Raw genomic sequence first — 19156 nt, 5'->3', positions numbered from 1 at the left:
GGCGATGCCGAACCCCGTCCTGGCGCGCGTCAATGTCGACGAACTCGCGCAGTTTCGTGAAATCCAGCAGCTTGCCTACCAATGCGTCGAAGCTGTCGGCGGGATGCTGCGCCCGGGCATGACCGAGAAGGACGCGGCCAAGCTTTTGACCGAATGGCTGGGCGACCGCGGTGTGCATGACTGGCTGCACAAGCCGTTCGCCTGGTTTGGCGACCGCACGGCGTTCCAGGGCTTTTCGGGCCTGACGCACATGGCCGGCTTCAACATGGCGTTCTTCCCATCGTCGCGGCGGCTGGAGGAGAACATGCCGGTCATCCTTGACGTGGCGCCGGTACGCAACGGCGTGATCGCCGACGTCGGCTATGCCACGTGCCTCGGCCACAACGCCATTCTTGAGCAACTGCTGGACGACCTGATGGTGCATCGCGAGTTGATCGTGCGCCTGATTCGCGAGCGCCGTCCGATGGCCGAGGTCGCCCGCGCGGTGGATCAGCTTTGCATGAAGCAGGGCGTGGAGCCGCGCCACAAGGCGTATCCGTTCAAGGTGTTGGCGCATCGCGTGGCCAAGTTGGAAAACCCTTCCAAGCCGCGCTTCGTGGCCCGCTTCGGGTTGAACGCCACGCGCAATCTCATCCTCGACCAGGTGCGCAACGGCAAGCAGGAGGGGTGGTCGCCGTTGTGGTCGATCGATCGCCGTTCCGAGCACGCGCCAGTGCCCGGCTTGTGGGCCGTCGAGCCGCACCTCGGCTTTCGCGGCGTGGGCGCCAAGTTTGAGGAGCTGCTCGTCATCACCGAAGACGATGCCTACTGGCTTGATGACGACCTGCCGCACGTGCGCCGCTGGCAGCAACGCCAGCACGCGCAGCAGCGCGCTGCCTGACCTGTCTGGAGGTTCGGATGAAAACCCTTTCCGAAGAGGCCCCGCTGGCACTGTTCGAGCCGGCTGCCGCATTTCCGCGCGCCGAGCGGACGGTGCAATCCGGCGACGTGACGCTGGCTGTCAAAACGTGGGGCGATCCGGCGCGGCCGACGGTCGTGCTCGTCCATGGCTATCCCGATAACAGCGAGGTCTGGCATGAGATGGCGCCGCTGCTCGCTTGTGACTACTTCGTCATCGCTTACGACGTACGCGGTGCGGGGCAATCGAGCGCGCCCAAGGGCATGCGCCACTACAGCTTCGCGCGACTGACCGATGACTTCGTCGCCGTGGTCGATGCGCTGAGCCCGACCAAACCCGTCCACTTGATCGCCCACGACTGGGGCTCGATCCAGTCATGGGAGTTCGTGACGGAGGCGCGCCTGCGCGGGCGCATCGCGTCGTACACGTCATGCTCTGGGCCGTGTCTCGATCACGTGGGGTATTGGATGCGTGCTCGGCTGCTGCGGCCGACGCCGTTGTCGCTGGGCAAGATGCTGGGGCAGCTTGTGCGCTCGTGGTACGTGTTGCTGTTTCACCTGCCGATCGTGCCAGAGTTGAGTTGGCGCCTGTGGCTGGGGCGCGCCTGGCCGCGCGTGCTGCAGCGCGTGGAGAAAACCACCATCGTGCCGCGCATCACGCAGACGGACGATGGTATACACGGCGTCTCGCTGTACCGCGCAAACTTCATGCGCAGCCTGTTTGCGCCGCGCAAGCGCTATGCACACGCGCCAGTGCAGGTGATCGTGCCGACGCTGGACAAGTACGTCAGCCCGGCGTTGTCGGAAGACCTGTCGCGCTGGGTGCCGAACTATTGGCGGCGGGAGGTTGTGGCGCGGCATTGGCTGCCCGTCACACACGCTGAGCGCATGGCCGAGATGGCGCGCGAGTTGATTGAGCATGCGGAAGGGAGGCCAGAATCCGAAGAGTTGCAGCGCGCCCGCCAGCGAGGCGAACGTAAGCCGCTGACCGGCAAGCTGGCTGTCATCACCGGCGCAGGCAGCGGCATCGGGCGTTGCGCGGCGCTGGAGTTTGCCGAGCAGGGCGCATCCATCGTCGCAGTCGATATCCGCGCGGAAGACGCCGAGCGCACCGCCACGCTGGTCCGCCTGACAGGTGGCAAGGCCTGGGCACGCACCGCCGACGTTGGCAACGCGGAGCAGATGGAAGCGTTGGCCGACTGGGTCGGCAGGGCGTTGGGCGGCGCCGATATCGTCGTCAACAATGCCGGCATCGGCATGGCTGGCGGCATTGTCGACACCTCCGAGCGCGATTGGCAACGCATCCTGCACGTGAATGTGTGGGGCGTGATCCATGGCGCGCGATTGTTTGCCAAGCAGATGGTGGCACGCGGGCAGGGTGGGCACATCCTGAACACCGCCTCGGCCGCTGCCTTTGCGCCGTCGCGCGACCTGGCGGCCTACGCGACCACCAAGGCTGCCGTGCTGATGCTCTCGGAATGCATGCGCGGCGAGCTGGCCGGGCAGGGCATCGGCGTGACTGCCATCTGCCCGGGCTTTGCCGAGACCGGGATCATGGCGTCCACCGTTTATGCCGGCACGACAGAGGCACAGCAGGCCCAGTTGCGCCAGCGCGCGACCAAGCTCTACCAGTTGCGAGGCCTCAAGCCCGAGACCGTGGCGAAAGCCATGCTGCGCGCGGTGCTGCGCAACAGGCCGGTGGTGACGATCGGCATTGAGGCCCATTCGTCGCGCTTCATCTCACGCTACGCGCAGTGGCTCAGCCGGCTGATCGCGCGCGTGAGCATGGCAGGCCACTGAGGGGGGGCCGCGTCCCCCGCACATGAGAACAAAAGGAGACCCCCCATGACCGCACCCGACTATTTCATCAAGGCCCGCCACGTCCGCTTCGACTGGAAGGACACGCCCATCCAATGGATTCCCGGCGATCCGTCCAGCACGCACATCATCAACATCCTGAACCTGCTGTTTCCGGCGGGTGAGCTATGGTTCTGCCGCGTCTACAACAAGGCGCTCCCGCAGATCACCGACCCGAAGCTGCGCGCCGATGCGGAGGGCTTCCTGCGCCAGGAGGCAGTCCACTCGCGCTCACACGGCGGGGTGCTCACGCATTACTACAAGGACCACGGCATCGACACCCAGCCCTTCACCAAGCGGCTGGACTGGCTGTTCTCCAAGGTGCTCGGCGAGCAGCCGCTCGGCCTGAAGATCGGGCACACGCGTTTTTGGCTGCGACAGCAACTCGGCATCATCGCCGCGCTGGAGCACTTCTTCGGCTATCTCGGCAACTGGGTGCTCAATGCCAAGGGGCTGGATGCGGCCAGGGCCGATCCGGTCATGCTGGACCTGCTGCGCTGGCATGGCGCCGAAGAGGTCGAGCACCGCACGGTCGCGTTCGACATCTTCCGCCACATGGGCGGCACGTATGCCGAGCGCTGCTTCCACATGCTGACGACGATCCTGCTGTTGCTGTACTTCCTGGTGACGGGCTTTCGCTTCATGTACAAGCGCGATCCCGGGGCGGGGCGGTTTCCCGGCTTCATCCGGGGCTGGTGGCGTGGCTCGCGGCGCGCTTGTCTGCCGTCGTTCTGGAAGATGCTGGGAGCAGCCCTGCGCTATTTCCGGCCGAGCTACACGCCGCATGAAGAGGGATCGACGGAGCAGGCGCTGGCCTACCTCGCCACCTCGCCGGCAGCTCAGGCAGCCGCACACGGTGGCAACTGGGTGCGTGACTCCGCGTGATCCGGGCTTCCGGAAAGCAAAAACGGCCGGTGCAATGCCGGCCGTTCCCACTTCCGGATGTGACGCTCAGTAGTTGTCGCGATCCATCCGCACATCTTGCAGGATGGTCGTGGCGATCTCCTCGATCGACTTGTGTGTGGACGACAGCCACTTGATGCCCTCCCGGCGCATCAGCGATTCCGCTTCGTTCACTTCATAGCGGCAGTTTTCGATCGCCGCATATTTGCTGCCTGGGCGACGTTCGTTGCGAATCTCGGATAGCCGCTGCGGATCGATCGACAGGCCAAAGATCTTATTTTTGTACTCGTACAGCACCGTTGGTAGCTTGCCGCGCTCGAAATCGTCGGGAATGAGCGGATAGTTGGCCGATTTCACGCCGTACTGCATGGCCAGGTAGAGGCTGGTCGGCGTCTTGCCACTTCGGGAGACGCCCACCAGGATCACATCGGCTTCCGCCAGGTTCTTGTGCGACTGGCCGTCGTCGTGCGCAAGTGAAAAGTTGATCGCTTCGATGCGGTTCTTGTACGCCTCGGTATCGGCGTTCTGGTGGAAGCGTCCGATGGCGTGGGTCGATTTCAGGCGCAATTCCTTCTCGAGCGGCTCGATGAAGGTCTGGAACATGTCCAGGATGGTAGCCTTGGCCCGATGGACGATCTGATTGGCCTCCGAATCCACCAGCGTGGTGAAGACGATTGGGCGAACGCCCTCGGCGTTGAACGCCTCATTGATCTTGCCAACCGCCACATGCGCCTTGTCCGTCGTGTCGACAAATGGGATCCGCACTTGGCGGAACTTCATCTCGAACTGGGCCAGGATGGAGTGGGCGAAGGTTTCTGCGGTGATCCCGGTGCCATCCGACACGATAAAGACAGTGCGGGCGGCCGGTTTGGCGGCGAGGTCGGTCATCGAAAACAAGGGGTTTTTGCGGCACGCAGGCAGGAAATCGTGCTGCGGCACGGTAGAATAGCGGCGATCGTTTAGCTAAGCAATTCGGACCTGCCGCCTGCCAGACATTGTCGCGGCGGCAATCCGGGCACTCCGGATGGTTTAGCCAAGCGATTCGTGCGGCCAGACGACAAGAACAACGCCCCGCGCGCATCCGACCGATTTTTCACTTAGTTTAGAGGCTTGTATGACCAACCTGTCGCAAGACGGCGCCTATGTGCTGCCGTTCGAGCAGTTGCGGATGACCGATGTCGAAGTCGTCGGCGGTAAAAACGCTTCGCTGGGCGAGATGATCTCCCAGCTGGATAGCGCCGGCGTGCGCGTTCCGGGCGGCTTTGCCACCACGGCACTCGCTTTCCGTGACTTCCTTGCATACAACAACCTGACCGAGCGCATCTCGCAGCGCCTAGCCAGCCTGGATGTCGATGACGTCAAGGCGCTGGCCGTCGCCGGCAAGGAGATTCGCGAGTGGGTTGCCACCGCGCCGTTCCAGCCGCGTCTGGAACAAGAGGTTCGCGAGCATTTCGAGCGTGTGTCCAAGCGCGAAGGCGCCGAAGCCTCGTTCGCGGTGCGCTCGTCGGCCACGGCCGAAGACCTGCCGGACGCTTCGTTCGCCGGCCAGCAGGAGAGTTATCTCAACGTCTCCGGCATCGACGACGTGCTCGACAAGATCAAGCATGTGTTCGCCTCGCTGTACAACGACCGCGCGATTTCGTATCGCGTGCACAAGGGCTTTGCCCATGACGTGGTGGCGCTCTCCGCCGGCATCCAGCGCATGGTGCGTTCGGACTGCGGCGCCTCGGGCGTGATGTTCACGATCGACACCGAATCGGGCTTCCAGGACGTCGTTTTCATCACCTCCAGCTACGGCCTGGGCGAAACGGTGGTGCAGGGCGCCGTGAACCCGGACGAGTTCTACGTCTTCAAGCCGACGCTGGCCGCCGGCAAATACCCGATCATCCGCCGCTCGATCGGCTCCAAGCTGATCAAGATGGAATTCACCGCGCCGGGCGAAGCCGGCCGCGTGAAGACTGTCGACGTGCCGGGCGAGTTGCGCAACCGTTACTCCATCACCGACGCCGACGTGACGGAGCTGGCCAAGTACGCCGTCATCATCGAGAAGCACTACGGCCGCCCGATGGACATCGAGTGGGGCCGCGACGGCAAGGACGGCAAGATCTACATCCTGCAGGCCCGCCCCGAGACGGTGAAGAGCCAATCGCACGGCAAGGTCGAGCAGCGCTTCCGCCTGAAGGGCTCCGCGCCGGTGCTGACCACCGGCCGCGCCATCGGCCAGAAGATCGGCACGGGCCCTGTGCGCGTGATCAACGATCCGGCCGAGATGGAACGCGTGCAGCCTGGTGACGTGCTGGTGGCCGACATGACCGACCCGAACTGGGAGCCGGTGATGAAGCGCGCCTCGGCCATTGTCACCAACCGCGGCGGCCGTACCTGCCACGCGGCCATCATCGCGCGTGAACTGGGCGTGCCAGCCGTGGTCGGCTGCGGCGACGCCACCGACCTGCTGAAGGACGGCACGCTGGTGACGGTGTCGTGCGCAGAAGGCGACGAAGGCAAGATTTACGACGGCCTGCTGGAAACCGAAATCACGGAAGTCCAGCGCGGCGAGATGCCGACGATCAGCACGAAGATCATGATGAACGTCGGCAACCCGCAACTGGCCTTCGACTTCTGCCAGATCCCGAACGGCGGTGTGGGCTTGGCCCGTCTGGAATTCATCATCAATAACAACATCGGCGTTCACCCGAAGGCGATCCTCGACTACCCGCAGGTCGACAGCGACCTGAAGAAGGCCGTGGAAAGCGTAGCCCGCGGCCATGCGAGCCCGCGTGCGTTCTACGTCGACAAGCTGGCCGAAGGCATCGCCACCATCGCAGCGGCGTTCTATCCGAAGCCCGTGATCGTGCGCCTGTCGGACTTCAAGTCCAACGAGTACAAGAAGCTGATTGGCGGTTCGCGCTACGAGCCGGACGAAGAGAACCCGATGCTGGGCTTCCGCGGCGCCTCGCGCTACATCGCCGAAGACTTTGCCGAAGCCTTCGAGATGGAATGCCGCGCCATGAAGCGCGTGCGCGATGAAATGGGCCTGACCAACGTTGAGGTCATGGTGCCGTTCGTGCGCACGCTCGGCCAGGCGGAGAAGGTTGTCGAGCTGCTGGCCAAATACGGCCTGAAGCGCGGCGAGAACGGCCTGCGTCTGATCATGATGTGCGAAGTGCCGTCCAACGCGATCCTGGCCGAGCAGTTCCTGCAGCACTTCGACGGCTTCTCGATCGGCTCGAATGACCTGACGCAGCTCACGCTGGGCCTGGATCGCGACTCCGGCATGGAGCTGCTGGCCAAGGACTTCGACGAGCGCGATCCGGCGGTCAAGTTCATGCTGCAGCGTGCGATTTCCACGGCGCTGTCGATGAACAAGTACGTCGGTATCTGCGGCCAGGGCCCTTCCGACCACCCGGATTTTGCCGAGTGGCTGGCCAAGGAGGGTATTTCCTCGATCTCGCTGAACCCGGACTCGGTCATCGATACGTGGCAGAAGCTGGGCTCGCTCTGAGCTAGCGTGCGGTAAGACACGGCGCGTATCCTCACCGATACGCGCCGGGAATAAAGAACGCGAAGTGCCCGGCAGCGTATCGCTGGCGGGGGCCGAGCGACATGCCCCCGCAGACGTGCAGCGTCGCGGGGGTTTTTTTCTGGGAGAGGGGGGATATGTCGGCTCAGACCGTCTGGTTCTCGCTGGCTGTGCTGCTCGTGATCGGTGAACTGATGACGGGTACGTTCTACCTGCTGATGGTGGCTATCGGGTTACTGGCGGGCGGGCTTGCCGCGCTGGTCGGGCTCGCCTTTCCCGCACAGGCCATCGTGGCCGCCGTCGTGGCGGTGTTCGGCATCGCCGGTTTGCGGCGTACACGCTACGGGCGCCAGACGCGCGAGAATGCCGCGCGCAACCGCAACGTCAACCTGGATATCGGCGAGACCCTGCGTGTCGACGCTTGGTCGCCGGAGCGCCGGGCGCGCGTGCAATACCGGGGCGCCGCCTGGGACGTCGAGCTGGCACCGCACGCGCCGGCCACCGCTGGCGAATTCCGTATCGTCGAAGTGCGCGGCAGCGTGCTCGTCGTCGCACCCAAATAACAAGGCCAACCACGGAGGTTTTATGTTCGAGCTGGGGACGCTTGCGATCATTGTCCTGTTTGCTGCCGTTGTGCTGATCGCGCAAGGCATCAAGATCGTGCCGCAACAGCACGCCTGGATTCTGGAGCGGCTAGGCAAGTATCACGCGACGCTCTCGCCCGGGCTCAACATCGTTCTGCCCTTCGTCGATCGCGTGGCCTACAAGCACGTGCTCAAGGAAATCCCGCTCGACGTGCCGAGCCAGATCTGTATCACCAAGGACAACACGCAGCTGCAGGTGGACGGCATCCTGTACTTTCAGGTGACCGACCCGATGCGCGCCTCGTACGGCTCAAGCAACTTCGTCATCGCCATCACGCAACTCGCACAGACCACGCTGCGTTCTGTGGTGGGCAAGCTGGAACTGGACAAGACATTTGAGGAGCGCGACTTCATCAACCACAGCGTGGTCAATGCGCTGGATGAGGCGGCATCGAACTGGGGCGTGAAAGTGCTGCGCTACGAGATCAAGGACCTGACGCCCCCGAAGGAAATCCTGCACGCCATGCAGGCGCAGATCACGGCTGAGCGCGAAAAGCGTGCCCTGATCGCCGCATCCGAAGGCAAGCGCCAGGAGCAGATCAACCTGGCATCCGGTGCGCGCGAGGCCGCCATCCAGAAATCGGAAGGGGAAAAGCAGGCCGCCATCAACAAGGCACAGGGCGAGGCGGCGGCGATTCTGGCGGTGGCCGAGGCCAACGCGCAGGCGATCCAGAAGATCGGTCAGGCGATCCGCACCGAAGGCGGTATCGACGCGGTCAATCTGAAGGTGGCAGAGGAGTATGTGAGCGCGTTCGGCAATCTGGCCAAGCAGGGCAACACGCTGATCGTGCCGGGCAATATGGGTGACCTGAGCACGATGATTGCGTCAGCGTTGCAGATCGTTAAGCAGCAGCGGCCCGGCGCGTGACGTGCGCGGTGTCGCCGAGAAGGCTTAGGCCTTCTCGCGCATGAGGCGGGCTTTCTCGCGCTGCCAGTCGCGGTTCTTCTCTGTCTCGCGCTTGTCGAAGAGCTTTTTGCCCTTGGCGAGGCCGATCTCGCACTTCACGCGGCCGCGCGAGTAGTGCAGGTTGAGCGGCACGAGCGTGTAGCCGCGCTGCTCGACCTTGCCGATCAGCTTCTTGATCTCTTCGGCGTGGAGCAGCAGCTTGCGCGTGCGCACCGGGTCGGGCGTGACGTGCGTGGAGGCCGATTGCAGCGGGCTGATGTGCGCCCCGATCAGGAACAGCTCGGCGTTGCGGATGACCACGTAGCCTTCCTTGATCTGCGCGCGGTTGGCACGGATGGCCTTGACCTCCCAGCCCTCGAGTACCATGCCCGCCTCGTAGCGCTCTTCGATGAAGTAATCGAAAAAGGCTTTCTTGTTGTCGGCGATGGTCATACGTGGAATGTGCGGTGAGCGCACTTGGGTGACGGCACCTGCATGCGCTGCGATAAAATGGCGAGTTTAACAAATCCGCCGCAGCCCGAACGTGGGCGTGGCACGCAAAGCTTTCGGACGGCGCATGGCAGACGTTGAAAAAACCGTGTTGATCGGCTACTCGGCCGAACAGATGTTCGACCTGGTGACCAACGTTCGCGACTACCCGAACTTCCTGCCGTGGTGTGGTGGCGTGGAAATCTTCGAGCAGACCGACACGTCACTCGATGCGCGTGTCGACATCGCCTTCAAGGGCATCCATCAACACTTCCGTACCCGCAACAAGCAAACGCGGCCGACTCATATCGATATGCAGTTCGCCGATGGCCCTTTCAAGGCGTTCACGGGTTTTTGGCAGTTCACCCCGCTGCGCGCGGATGCCTGCAAGATCAACTTCCACTTGCACTACGAATTCTCCAGCCACTTGCTGGAGAAGATCATCGGCCCGGTGTTCAGCATGATCGCCAACACCTTTGTCGATTCCTTCGTCAAGCGCGCCGAGGTGATCTATGGCGAATCCTGATCACATCGACGTATTGGTTTGCCTGGCGACGGTCGCGCCGCCGCGGCTGGTGGGTGTGCAGGTGCCGAGTCAGGCGACGGTAGCCGATGCGGTGCGGGCCTCTGGCGTTCTGGAGGGAACGGATCTGACGATCGACACCTGCCGATTGGGCATCTACGGCAAACGTCGGACGCCGGACGCGCCCCTGCATGCGCGTGATCGGGTGGAAATCCTGGGCCCGCTGATTGCAGACCCCAAAACGGCGCGCCGCCGCCGCGTGCAGAAAGTACGGGCGACCGGCACGCGAGAGGGCCTGAAGTGGCTGCGCAACGAAGCGCCGCCCGAGGGCGGCATCACCGAATAACGCGGCCTGCGTCAGTTGCAGTTGGCGCTCAAGTCGCTTTGATTGCGCTGGACGGCAGCGGCGCGCTGGTTGTCGTCCATATACGCGATCGAGCCATCAGCCTGTACTGTGCCAGCGCGGCGACCGTTCTGCAGGTAGGCGGTTTCGTTGCGCAGGCGCTGGCATTCGGCCTGCTTGCGTTGGACGGCTTCTGCTTGCTTGGCCTCGTCCTGTTCCTTCTTGGCGCGATCAGCCAAGCGCTTGCGCAGTTCTTCATCCGGGTTCGATGCGGCAACACCTGAGGCGGCTTGGACCGGTTTGGCCGCTGCATTGGGGTCCGCAGCCTTCACGCCCGATGCTGGCGCCGGCAGCGCCTCATATGCGGTTGCTGTGCGGCTGTTCGGGTTGCGGATGATGCGGTTGGCCGGAACCGACGGCGGCGGCGCCGCGTCGCTGTAAACCATCAGCCCCTTCTCATCGCGCCATTGCCACGCCCATTGTGCAAGGGCTGCCGGGCAGGCGACAAGGGCGATCAAGGTGACAGAGGCGGGCAGCAGGACGTGCAGTCGTTTCATGGAGTTCTCGTTCGTGGACTGCCGAAGGCGCGTTGGCCGACCCGACGACGGCCCCTCGACGCGCACGGAGGCCCGGTGGCGTGATCACCACTCGTTTGTTTGAGGTCGGCAGCCTGGCTCGGCCCACCGACTCGCCCCCCGGCAAGGCGCCCAGTTTATGCAGACTTATCTTCTGCGTGCAAGCGTACGGACCAGCCAACCCCCACGATCAGCAACGCGATGGCGGCCATTTCCAGCGGGCGCGGCCAGCGGCCGTCGTACACAAAGCCATATGCCAGCGCGAACAGCGTCTCGAACACGATCATCTGACCCGACAGGGTCAGCGGCAGGCGACGGGAGGCCATGTTCCACAGGTTGTTGCCGATCAGCGACGCGCCAAGCGCCACGGCGGCATTGACGGCCCAGAAGGTGCTCCAGATTCGCCCGCCGCCATGGGCCCAGCCGGTACCCGCCACGAGCAGGGCAATTGCGGTCAGCGCGGTCGAAAGAATGCCTGTCGACATGCCATACAGTGCTGACCACTCGTTGCTCGAGAAATGCGGGTTGCGCTGCAGATAGCGGGCGTTATCCACCGCATACCATGTCCAGCTGCATAGCGCGCCGGCCGCGCAGACGATGCCCGCGATGCGTTGCCAGACCGGCCGAACGTCGGCCGTGGCCGCCTCATGACCGAACAGGTCGATATTGATGCACACGATGCCTGCGGCCACCACCAGCAGAGGCCAGATCAGCCGGGAGAGCGGTACCGCGCCATGGTCGCGCCGCCCGAGCACCGTCACGGTAATGGGCAGGATGCCGATGATGAGCGACGTGGGGGCAACTCCGGCCAGTTGCACGCCGAAGGCCAGCAACACGTAGTAAACGAGATTGCCGCTGCAGGATTGCTTGACCAGCTCCAGGCAATCGGCGCGGGTGATCTTGCGGGCGATGCGGGGAAGGATAGGCGCCGAGGCGACGGCTGCGATGGCGCCGTAGGCCAGGTAGCGGCCCAGGGCCAGTTCCCACGGCGAGAATGCCGTCAGCGCGCGGGGCGCAATGAAGACCATGCCCCACATGGCACCCGCCAGCAGGGCGCACAATACGCCAATTCCCATTCGAACACTCGCGAAGCTTGCACCACATGGCCACAAACGACGGCCGCTGACGGCGCGAGGCGCTTCAGGTGGGTGCGCGAAGAAAAATTTATCGAGCATAGCACGGCTGTCTACAACCGTGGGGCGAATTCCCGTATAATCCGATTTTGCGCCTAGAGGAAATTGCTATGCGTCTTGTCCAGAAAGCACTCACGTTCGATGATGTGCTGCTTGTCCCGGCTTATTCGGCCGTCCTGCCCCGCGATACGTCCCTTCGCACCAAGCTTACCCGTTCGATTGAACTTGCCATTCCGCTCGTGTCCGCCGCCATGGATACGGTTACGGAAGCGCGGCTGGCCATCGCCATGGCCCAGCAGGGTGGTATCGGTATCGTCCACAAGAACCTGAAGCCGGAAGAACAGGCGCGCGAAGTCGCCAAGGTCAAGCGCTTCGAGTCGGGCGTGCTGCGCGATCCGATCACGATCGGCCCGGACATGAAGGTCCGCGACGTGATGGCGCTGTCGGCACAGCACGGCATCTCGGGTTTCCCGGTGCTGGAAGACAAGAAGGTGGTTGGCATCATTACCAACCGCGACCTGCGCTTCGAAGAAGAACTGGACGCCCCGGTGCGCGCCAAGATGACGCCGCGTGAGAAGCTCGTCACCGTCAAGGAAGGCGCCACGCTGGAAGAAGCCAAGCGCCTGATGAACAAGCACCGCCTGGAGCGTGTGCTGGTGGTGGGCGAAGCCTTTGAGCTGCGCGGCCTGATCACCGTCAAGGATATCCAGAAGGCTACCGAATACCCGCTGGCGTCCAAGGACGAACGCGGTTCGCTGCGCGTGGGTGCGGCGGTGGGCGTGGGCCCGGACAACGATTTGCGTATCGATTTGCTGGTCAAGGCCGGCGTGGACGTGATCGTGGTCGATACCGCGCACGGCCACAGCCAGGGCGTGCTGAGCCGCGTGCGCTGGATCAAGGACAACTACCCGCAAGTGCAGGTGATCGGCGGCAACATCGCCACGGGCGACGCGGCCAAGGCACTGGTCGACCACGGGGCAGATGGCGTCAAGGTTGGCATTGGCCCGGGCTCGATCTGCACGACGCGGATTGTCGCTGGCGTGGGCGTGCCGCAAATCTTTGCCGTGTCCAATGTGGCTGAGGCACTGAAGGGCACCGGCGTTCCGCTGATCGCCGACGGCGGTATCCGCTACTCGGGCGATGTCGCCAAGGCCCTGGCTGCCGGCGCACACACAGTGATGATGGGCGGCATGTTTGCCGGTACGGACGAATCCCCGGGTGAGGTGTTCCTGTTCCAGGGCCGCTCGTACAAGAGCTACCGTGGCATGGGCTCGGTGGGCGCGATGAAGGACGGCGCCGCCGATCGTTACTTCCAGGAAGACAACACTGCCAACGTCGACAAGCTGGTGCCCGAAGGTATCGAGGGGCGCGTGCCGTACAAGGGCTCCGCGTTGCCGATCGTGCATCAACTGACGGGCGGCGTTCGCTCGTCGATGGGCTACTGCGGTTGCGCGTCGATTGCCGAATGGCACGAGAAGAGCCAGTTTGTCGAGATCACCGCCGCCGGCATGCACGAATCGCATGTGCACGACGTGCAGATCACGAAGGAAGCGCCGAACTATCACCGCGACTGATCGCGCTTGGTCCTTGTGGCCGATCACCGCATACAAGATAGAAGGCATGCAGTACTGCCGCCGGGGCGCGCGGGCGCTCCGGCGGATTTCAATCTGGTGGCCGAAGCACGGGCGGCCACCCGCAACTGGAGACGATGATGAAAGCGCTTTTGCGACTCGTTCTGTTTCTGGATGCGGCTGTCGCACTGTGCGTCGGTCTCGTCCTGCTGGCGTCACCGCTGACGTCCGTTTTCGGCGCGCTGCAACTGCCGCAGCCGGAGCCGGCGATGTACGGCCAATTACTCGGCGTCACGCTGGTCGGCCTGGCCTGGCTGCTGTGGCACGCCACCGTCAATGGGCAACTGACTACCGCCGTGGCGCAGGTGATCGGCCATGTGAACCTGGCCGTGGCTGTGCTAGTGATTGCCTGGCTGTTGTTCTTCCACCTGCCGGTGGAAGGCGCGGGCCGCATCTGGCTGCCGACGTTTGCTGCCGTGCTGGCGCTGTTCTCCGCCGTGCAGATTCCCGCTTCGCGCCGTGTACGCACAAATGAGCGTGAGCGTGCGCAGAAGGCCCGCGAGGAAGCCGCTGCCGCTCGCGAACGTGAGCGCACGGAAAAAACCGAGCGCAAAGAACCCGCCTATATGCCGCCGCCGGGCTACGGCCCCGGCACTGAAGTCGACACGATTGCCGATTCCATTCCTCCACAACATGCACGACAAAGTCCTCATCCTTGATTTCGGCTCGCAGGTCACGCAACTGATTGCGCGGCGCGTGCGTGAAGCACACGTCTACTGCGAGATCCACCCGAACGACGTGTCCGACGCCTTCGTGCGCGAGTTCGCGCCCAAGGCGATCATCCTGTCAGGTAGCCACGCCAGCACCTACGAAGATCACCAACTCCGCGCGCCGCAGGCCGTTTGGGATCTGGGTGTGCCGGTGCTTGGCATCTGCTATGGCATGCAGACCATGGCCGTGCAATTGGGCGGCAAGGTTGAGTGGAGCGATCACCGCGAATTCGGTTATGCCGAAGTCCGTGCCCACGGCCATACCCGTCTGCTCAAGGACATCCAGGACTTCGCCACGCCCGAGGGCCACGGCATGCTCAAGGTCTGGATGAGCCATGGCGACAAGGTCACTGAACTGCCCCCGGGCTTCAAGCTGATGGCATCGACGCCGAGCTGCCCGGTCGCGGGCATGGCCGATGAGGCGCGTGGCTACTACGCCGTGCAGTTCCACCCGGAAGTCACGCACACCGTGCAGGGCCGCGCGTTGCTCGAGCGCTTTGTGCTGGAAATTGCCGGTGCCAAGCCCGACTGGGTCATGCGCGACCACATCGACGAAGCTGTCAAGGCGATCCGCGAACAGGTGGGCGATGAAGAGGTGATCCTCGGCCTGTCTGGCGGTGTCGACTCATCAGTGGCTGCGGCGCTGATCCACCGCGCCATCGGTGACCAGCTAACCTGCGTGTTCGTCGACCACGGCTTGCTGCGTCTGGACGAAGGCAAGATGGTGATGGACATGTTCGCCGGCCGCCTGCACGCCAAGGTCGTGCACGTGGATGCTTCCGAGCAGTTCCTCGGCCACTTGGCTGGCGTGACAGACCCGGAAGCCAAGCGCAAGATCATCGGCCGGGAGTTTGTTGAAGTGTTCCAGGCTGAGGCCAAGAAGCTGAGCAACGCCAAATGGCTGGCGCAGGGCACGATCTACCCGGACGTGGTGGAATCTGGCGGCACCAAGACCAAGAAGGCGACGACGATCAAGAGCCACCACAACGTGGGCGGCCTGCCGGAAACGCTGGGCCTGAAGCTGCTCGAGCCGCTGCGCGATCTGTTCAAGGACGAAGTGCGCGAACTGGGCGTGGCGCTCGGCCTGCCGCACGAGATGGTGTACCGCCATCCGTTCCCGGGCCCGGGCCTGGGCGTGCGGATTCTGGGCGAGGTCAAGCGTGAATATGCCGACCTGCTGCGCCGTGCCGATGCCATCTTCATCGAAGAGCTGCGCGGCACCAAGGCCACGGCGCAGGACGCGGCCGCCGGCCTGTGCGCCGAGGGCGATGTCGGCAAGAGCTGGTACGACCTGACCAGCCAGGCGTTTGCGGTCTTCCTGCCGATCAAGTCCGTCGGCGTGATGGGCGATGGCCGTACGTACGATTACGTGACGGCACTGCGTGCAGTGCAGACCACCGACTTCATGACCGCGCATTGGGCGCACTTGCCGTATGCGCTGCTGGGCCGAGTGTCGAACCGCATCATCAATGAAGTGCGTGGGTTGAGCCGGGTCGTGTATGACGTGTCGGGCAAGCCGCCTGCGACAATCGAGTGGGAGTGAGGTTCTTGCTCCTGTGTGTGAAAGAACCCGCGTCAAGCGGGTTTTTTTTCGGCGTCATGCGCGACAAGGCTGAACCGGGGGGAATCCCGAGGCGCGCATTCGCCGCACTTGAGGCGTGGTTTCGGTAATCTCGCCATCTATCTACTGATCGTTCTCGGCGACGTTCCTACATTTCTGCTCGACAGCAGCTCGACCTGTGCTATGCGTTGGCGCGCTCCACCGTCGAGGCCTTGACTGCCGAGTGTCACTGTCAGCAACACTATCGGCAAGCGTTGTTCAGTCCATGCTCGACCGCATAGACAGCCACTTGCACCCGGCTGGTCAGATTGAGTTTCTTGAGGATGTTCTGCACGTGGATCTTCACCGTGCTCTCGGCCACGTCCAGCGTGCGGGCGATTTCCTTGTTGCTTTCTCCACGTGCCAGCCCCAGGACGATCTCGCGTTCGCGCGGGGTGAGCCGGTCAGCCGTCACGGGCGTGGTGGGAGCGGCGGGCGCAGCCTTCTCCGGCGCGCGGAAATGGGCCACCAGCTTGGCCGTCATGCTCTCGGAGATGACCGGTTCACCAGCCGCTGCACGGCGTACGCCTGCCACCAGGGTTTCCGCCTCGATGTTCTTTAGAAGGTAGCCGCGTGCGCCGTCGCGCAGCGCCGCCTTCAACTCATCGGCTTCTTCCGACACGGTCAGCACCACCACAGCGGTATCGGGCAGGTCCTGCACCAGCAATTGCAGCGTTTCCAGGCCGGACAGCCCCGGCATGTTCAGGTCGAGCAATATCACGTCGGGCTGGTGCCGCTTGGCGAGTTTGATGCCCTCCAATCCGTCGGCGGCTTCGTCCACCACCTCAAAGTCTGGCTGGCGCTGCAGCAGGAGCCGGATGCCCGAGCGGAACAGGGTGTGGTCGTCGATGAGCAGGATACGAATGGTCATGATGATCGGGGGCGATGGCGTGATGGAGCCTTGGGTCAGGCGGCTTGGCGCTGCCGTTCGAGCAGCCGCAGGGTCACGGAGGCCCCCTGGCCAGGGCGCCCCTCCAATTGCAGTTGCGCCTGCAGATAGGCGGCGCGTTCGCGCATGATGTTCAGGCCGACGTGGACTTGGCCGCGTTCAGCAACTTCCTGGGCGTCATAGCCGCGGCCGTCGTCGTCTACGCGCAACTCGAAATCGCGGCCATTGGTGATGGCCACGTCCACCCGGCTGGCCATGGCGTGCTTGCGCACATTGGACAGTGCCTCCTGCAGGATGAACAGCACCTGCAACTGCTGGTCCGCTGGCAGCGGAGCACCGCCGGCTTCGTGGTAATGCAGTGTCGGCACGATCCCGCTCTGTTGGGCAAAGCGGGCAAGCGTCTGCTCAACCGCCGGGCGCAACTCGCCGCTCTCCAGCTTGGAGCGGAAGTTCTGCAGCAGTTCGCGCACGTCCTGATAGCTCTCTTCCACGCCGCAACGCAGCAGCGGCACGATCTCGCGCGCTTCGTCCAGGTTGGCATCCTGCATGGCGGCGTCGAGCATCTGCACCTGAAGGTTCAGAAAGTTGAGCCCCTGCGCGATGCTGTCATGCAGCCCCTGCGCGACGAGGTTGCGCTCTTCCACCACCGCCAGTTGCGTGGCCTTGGCCTGCAGGCGCAGGTTTTCCAGGGCGATCCCCAGATGCTGCCCCAGCGTTTCCAGCAAGCGCAGGTCGTTGGCGGGCAACTGCCGATCGTCACGCAGATGCAGCGAGAATGTGCCGAGCACGGCTTGCTGAGTCATGATGCGGAACACCGCCACGGTGGTGTAACCCTCGCGCTGGCAGGGCAGTGCGGTGGGCAGCGCGGCCGTGAGCCCAGGCGGTACTCGGCGGAAGTCATGTACCACCACCACGTCCTGTCGTGTGGCCTGGCCGCACAGGCAGGTGTCGGCGCGTATGCATTGCTCGGCTTCTTCCAGGTCGGCGGGCAGGCCCACGGAGGCCACCAGGTGCAGGCGCTCGCCGTCCGGGTCCATCACGCGGATGCTGCCCCCAGCCGCCCCGAACTGCTCGGCAACGCGTTGCAGAAATCCCTGGCACATGGCATCGATGTCGGACGACACGTTGAGGAAGGCCGTGATGTCATACAGCGCAGACAACTCGCGGTTCTGCGCGGCAAGCTGCTCGGTCTTCTGCGTCACGCGCGAGGCGAGGTCCGCATACAAGTCCTGCAACTCTTCTGCCATGCGGTTGAAGCCGCGCGCCAGCAGGCCGAACTCGTCGCGGGTCTCCACGGTCAGGCGCGTGGTGAACTCGTGCGCCGCCATGCGCTGCAGACCTTCCTGCAGGCGCATCACCGGCAGGATGATCCACAGGTACAGCAAATAGATCATCGCCAGCGTGCCCACGCAGGCCATGACGGCCAGCGCAAACTGCGACAGCCGCAGCAGCGTGGTCTTGTGCGCATTGCTCTGCTCGATCATGCGCACCAGATGATCGGCCTGTGCGATGAAATCGGGGAGGTGGGAGAGATACGCCGACGGCGCGCCGGGCGGCAGTGTCACGTCGGCTGCAATGCTGGGCTTCAGCCGCGTCCGCCAGGCGGTGCCGACCGCGTCGAACTGGTTGCGGATTTCCGTGTCGGCCGGCAGGAAGAGCGGACGTTGAGCATCGCCCTTGTGAAGCGAGTCCAGCGTGGCATCCAGGCGATCGATCTGTGGCTGGAGCATGCCGACGTGCCCGTTGCGAGCCTCAAGCACGGCCACGCCGATCTGGCTGGCGCGCATGCGCAGGCTGCCGGTGTCGTTGATGGCGGCGCCGGCGCCTTCGAGTTGCCACGACAGCCACAGCGTGCCGCCGATCATCGCGAGCACCAGCGTGAGCGCCGCCAGCGACACCGCGACAATGCGTGTCGAGAGGCGATGCCGCATGGGCGGCAGCATGGCCAGAGACGAAGCAGGGAGAGCGTTCATGGTTGGGGCGCAATGGGAGCCCGCCCATCCTCCGCTCGCTCAGTGTCGAATCGGGGTGGCGTTATGTGGGCCGCAAGTCGAGTTCCAGTATCTGGCAGATGAAGTCCGCGACGCCTTGCGGCCGATCAAGAAACAGGCATGGCCGGTCCAGTTGCAGCGGCTGGTCGGACACCACGGCAAGGATGCTGTCGTCGCCGGGATACATCGGCGGTTTGCCAAGTGCGGGGCGATGCACCTCGATGCGCGGAATCGATTCGCGCCGAAACCCTTCGACCAGCGTGATGTCGGCCGGGCTCATGCGCGCCAGCAGGTCGGCCAGCGTGGGCTCCGGCGTGTCATGCAGCGTGTGGACGATGGCGTAGTGGTAGGGCGAGGCCACCATGACCTCGCTGGCGCCGGCGGCACGCACGCGGGCGCTGTCCTTGCCCGGAGGCTCCAGCGCGAGCACATGGTGGCTGTGCTTGATCACGTTCACACGCAGCCCTTGTGCGCGCAGCAGTGGCAGGACGGCCTCGATCAGGGTCGTCTTGCCGCTGCCCGAGCGGCCGGTGATGCCGAAGACGGCGCGCTGGCGCGTTGGCAT

At 64.1% G+C, this 19156-nt stretch carries 18 protein-coding genes; 11 read left to right on the top strand and 7 right to left on the bottom strand.

Annotated features, from left to right (window positions below):
• The first annotated feature begins 4 nt into the window (after positions 1-4).
• The 3 genes from B4F51_RS14220 to B4F51_RS14210 are packed head-to-tail and all read left to right on the top strand — an operon-like array spanning position 5 to position 3639.
• Positions 5-880: a M24 family metallopeptidase gene (locus B4F51_RS14220; protein ID WP_296226544.1), complete on the top strand. Its 876-nt coding sequence runs from the start codon at positions 5-7 to the stop codon at positions 878-880.
• A gap of 17 nt (positions 881-897) precedes the next feature.
• Complete coding sequence (locus tag B4F51_RS14215) at positions 898-2697, top strand: SDR family oxidoreductase (RefSeq protein ID WP_296226543.1); 1800 nt, start codon at positions 898-900, stop codon at positions 2695-2697.
• Positions 2698-2742: 45 nt separating this feature from the next.
• Complete coding sequence (locus B4F51_RS14210; RefSeq protein ID WP_296226541.1) at positions 2743-3639, top strand: metal-dependent hydrolase; 897 nt, start codon at positions 2743-2745, stop codon at positions 3637-3639.
• A gap of 66 nt (positions 3640-3705) precedes the next feature.
• Here B4F51_RS14210 and ppsR read toward each other — a convergent pair whose 3' ends face one another.
• Positions 3706-4545: a posphoenolpyruvate synthetase regulatory kinase/phosphorylase PpsR gene (ppsR, locus tag B4F51_RS14205; RefSeq protein ID WP_296226538.1), complete on the bottom strand. Its 840-nt coding sequence runs from the start codon at positions 4543-4545 to the stop codon at positions 3706-3708.
• Between the two features lie 226 nt (positions 4546-4771).
• Between ppsR and ppsA the strand changes: the two genes are divergently transcribed.
• From ppsA to B4F51_RS14190, 3 genes are all read left to right on the top strand, one after another.
• A complete protein-coding gene (gene ppsA, locus B4F51_RS14200; RefSeq protein WP_296226536.1) occupies positions 4772-7159 on the top strand; it encodes a phosphoenolpyruvate synthase in 2388 nt (795 codons plus the stop codon).
• A gap of 155 nt (positions 7160-7314) precedes the next feature.
• Positions 7315-7740 carry an NfeD family protein gene (locus B4F51_RS14195; protein WP_296226533.1) on the top strand — a complete coding sequence of 142 codons (426 nt, stop codon included), beginning with the start codon at positions 7315-7317 and terminating at the stop codon, positions 7738-7740.
• Between the two features lie 22 nt (positions 7741-7762).
• On the top strand, positions 7763-8689 hold the full coding sequence (locus tag B4F51_RS14190) for an SPFH domain-containing protein (protein WP_296226532.1): 927 nt from the start codon (positions 7763-7765) through the stop codon (positions 8687-8689).
• A gap of 24 nt (positions 8690-8713) precedes the next feature.
• On the opposite strand, the gene smpB is transcribed toward B4F51_RS14190, so the two are convergent.
• The gene (gene smpB, locus B4F51_RS14185; RefSeq protein WP_296226530.1) at positions 8714-9160 is read right to left on the bottom strand and encodes an SsrA-binding protein SmpB; all 447 of its coding nucleotides are present in this window, start codon (positions 9158-9160) and stop codon (positions 8714-8716) included.
• Between the two features lie 124 nt (positions 9161-9284).
• Between smpB and B4F51_RS14180 the strand changes: the two genes are divergently transcribed.
• Both B4F51_RS14180 and B4F51_RS14175 read left to right on the top strand, forming a co-directional pair.
• Entirely contained in the window at positions 9285-9722 is a 438-nt protein-coding gene (locus B4F51_RS14180; RefSeq protein ID WP_296226526.1) for a type II toxin-antitoxin system RatA family toxin, read from the top strand.
• The gene (locus tag B4F51_RS14175; RefSeq protein ID WP_296226525.1) at positions 9709-10065 is read left to right on the top strand and encodes an RnfH family protein; all 357 of its coding nucleotides are present in this window, start codon (positions 9709-9711) and stop codon (positions 10063-10065) included. The genes B4F51_RS14180 and B4F51_RS14175 overlap by 14 nt, the downstream gene beginning before the upstream one ends.
• Before the next feature lie 11 nt (positions 10066-10076).
• Here B4F51_RS14175 and B4F51_RS14170 read toward each other — a convergent pair whose 3' ends face one another.
• Together B4F51_RS14170 and B4F51_RS14165 are read right to left on the bottom strand one after the other, a co-directional pair.
• Positions 10077-10619 carry a DUF4124 domain-containing protein gene (locus tag B4F51_RS14170; RefSeq protein ID WP_296226524.1) on the bottom strand — a complete coding sequence of 181 codons (543 nt, stop codon included), beginning with the start codon at positions 10617-10619 and terminating at the stop codon, positions 10077-10079.
• 155 nt (positions 10620-10774) lie between these two features.
• Positions 10775-11713, bottom strand: coding sequence for a DMT family transporter (locus tag B4F51_RS14165; protein WP_296226523.1), 939 nt, complete (start codon positions 11711-11713; stop codon positions 10775-10777).
• A 167-nt stretch (positions 11714-11880) separates the two neighbouring features.
• On the opposite strand from B4F51_RS14165, the gene guaB reads away from it, so the two are divergent.
• From guaB to guaA, 3 genes are all read left to right on the top strand, one after another.
• Positions 11881-13344 (top strand): IMP dehydrogenase, encoded by a 1464-nt coding sequence (gene guaB / locus B4F51_RS14160; protein ID WP_296226522.1) that lies wholly within the window; start codon positions 11881-11883, stop codon positions 13342-13344.
• 137 nt (positions 13345-13481) lie between these two features.
• Positions 13482-14060 (top strand): hypothetical protein, encoded by a 579-nt coding sequence (locus B4F51_RS14155; protein ID WP_296226521.1) that lies wholly within the window; start codon positions 13482-13484, stop codon positions 14058-14060.
• Complete coding sequence (guaA, locus tag B4F51_RS14150) at positions 14035-15654, top strand: glutamine-hydrolyzing GMP synthase (RefSeq protein ID WP_296226520.1); 1620 nt, start codon at positions 14035-14037, stop codon at positions 15652-15654. The genes B4F51_RS14155 and guaA overlap by 26 nt, the downstream gene beginning before the upstream one ends.
• Positions 15655-15913: 259 nt before the next feature.
• On the opposite strand, the gene B4F51_RS14145 is transcribed toward guaA, so the two are convergent.
• From B4F51_RS14145 to mobB, 3 genes are all read right to left on the bottom strand, one after another.
• Positions 15914-16582 (bottom strand): response regulator, encoded by a 669-nt coding sequence (locus B4F51_RS14145; RefSeq protein WP_296226519.1) that lies wholly within the window; start codon positions 16580-16582, stop codon positions 15914-15916.
• Between the two features lie 35 nt (positions 16583-16617).
• On the bottom strand, positions 16618-18573 hold the full coding sequence (locus B4F51_RS14140) for a type IV pili methyl-accepting chemotaxis transducer N-terminal domain-containing protein (RefSeq protein WP_296226516.1): 1956 nt from the start codon (positions 18571-18573) through the stop codon (positions 16618-16620).
• Positions 18574-18634: 61 nt separating this feature from the next.
• Complete coding sequence (gene mobB / locus B4F51_RS14135; RefSeq protein WP_296226514.1) at positions 18635-19156, bottom strand: molybdopterin-guanine dinucleotide biosynthesis protein B; 522 nt, start codon at positions 19154-19156, stop codon at positions 18635-18637.

It is taken from the genome of Ralstonia sp. UBA689 (genome assembly GCF_002298975.1).
Classification (GTDB): Bacteria; Pseudomonadota; Gammaproteobacteria; order Burkholderiales; family Burkholderiaceae; genus Ralstonia.
Note: the sequence above shows the minus strand (reverse complement) of the source record. Positions and strands in the feature narration are given on the sequence as shown.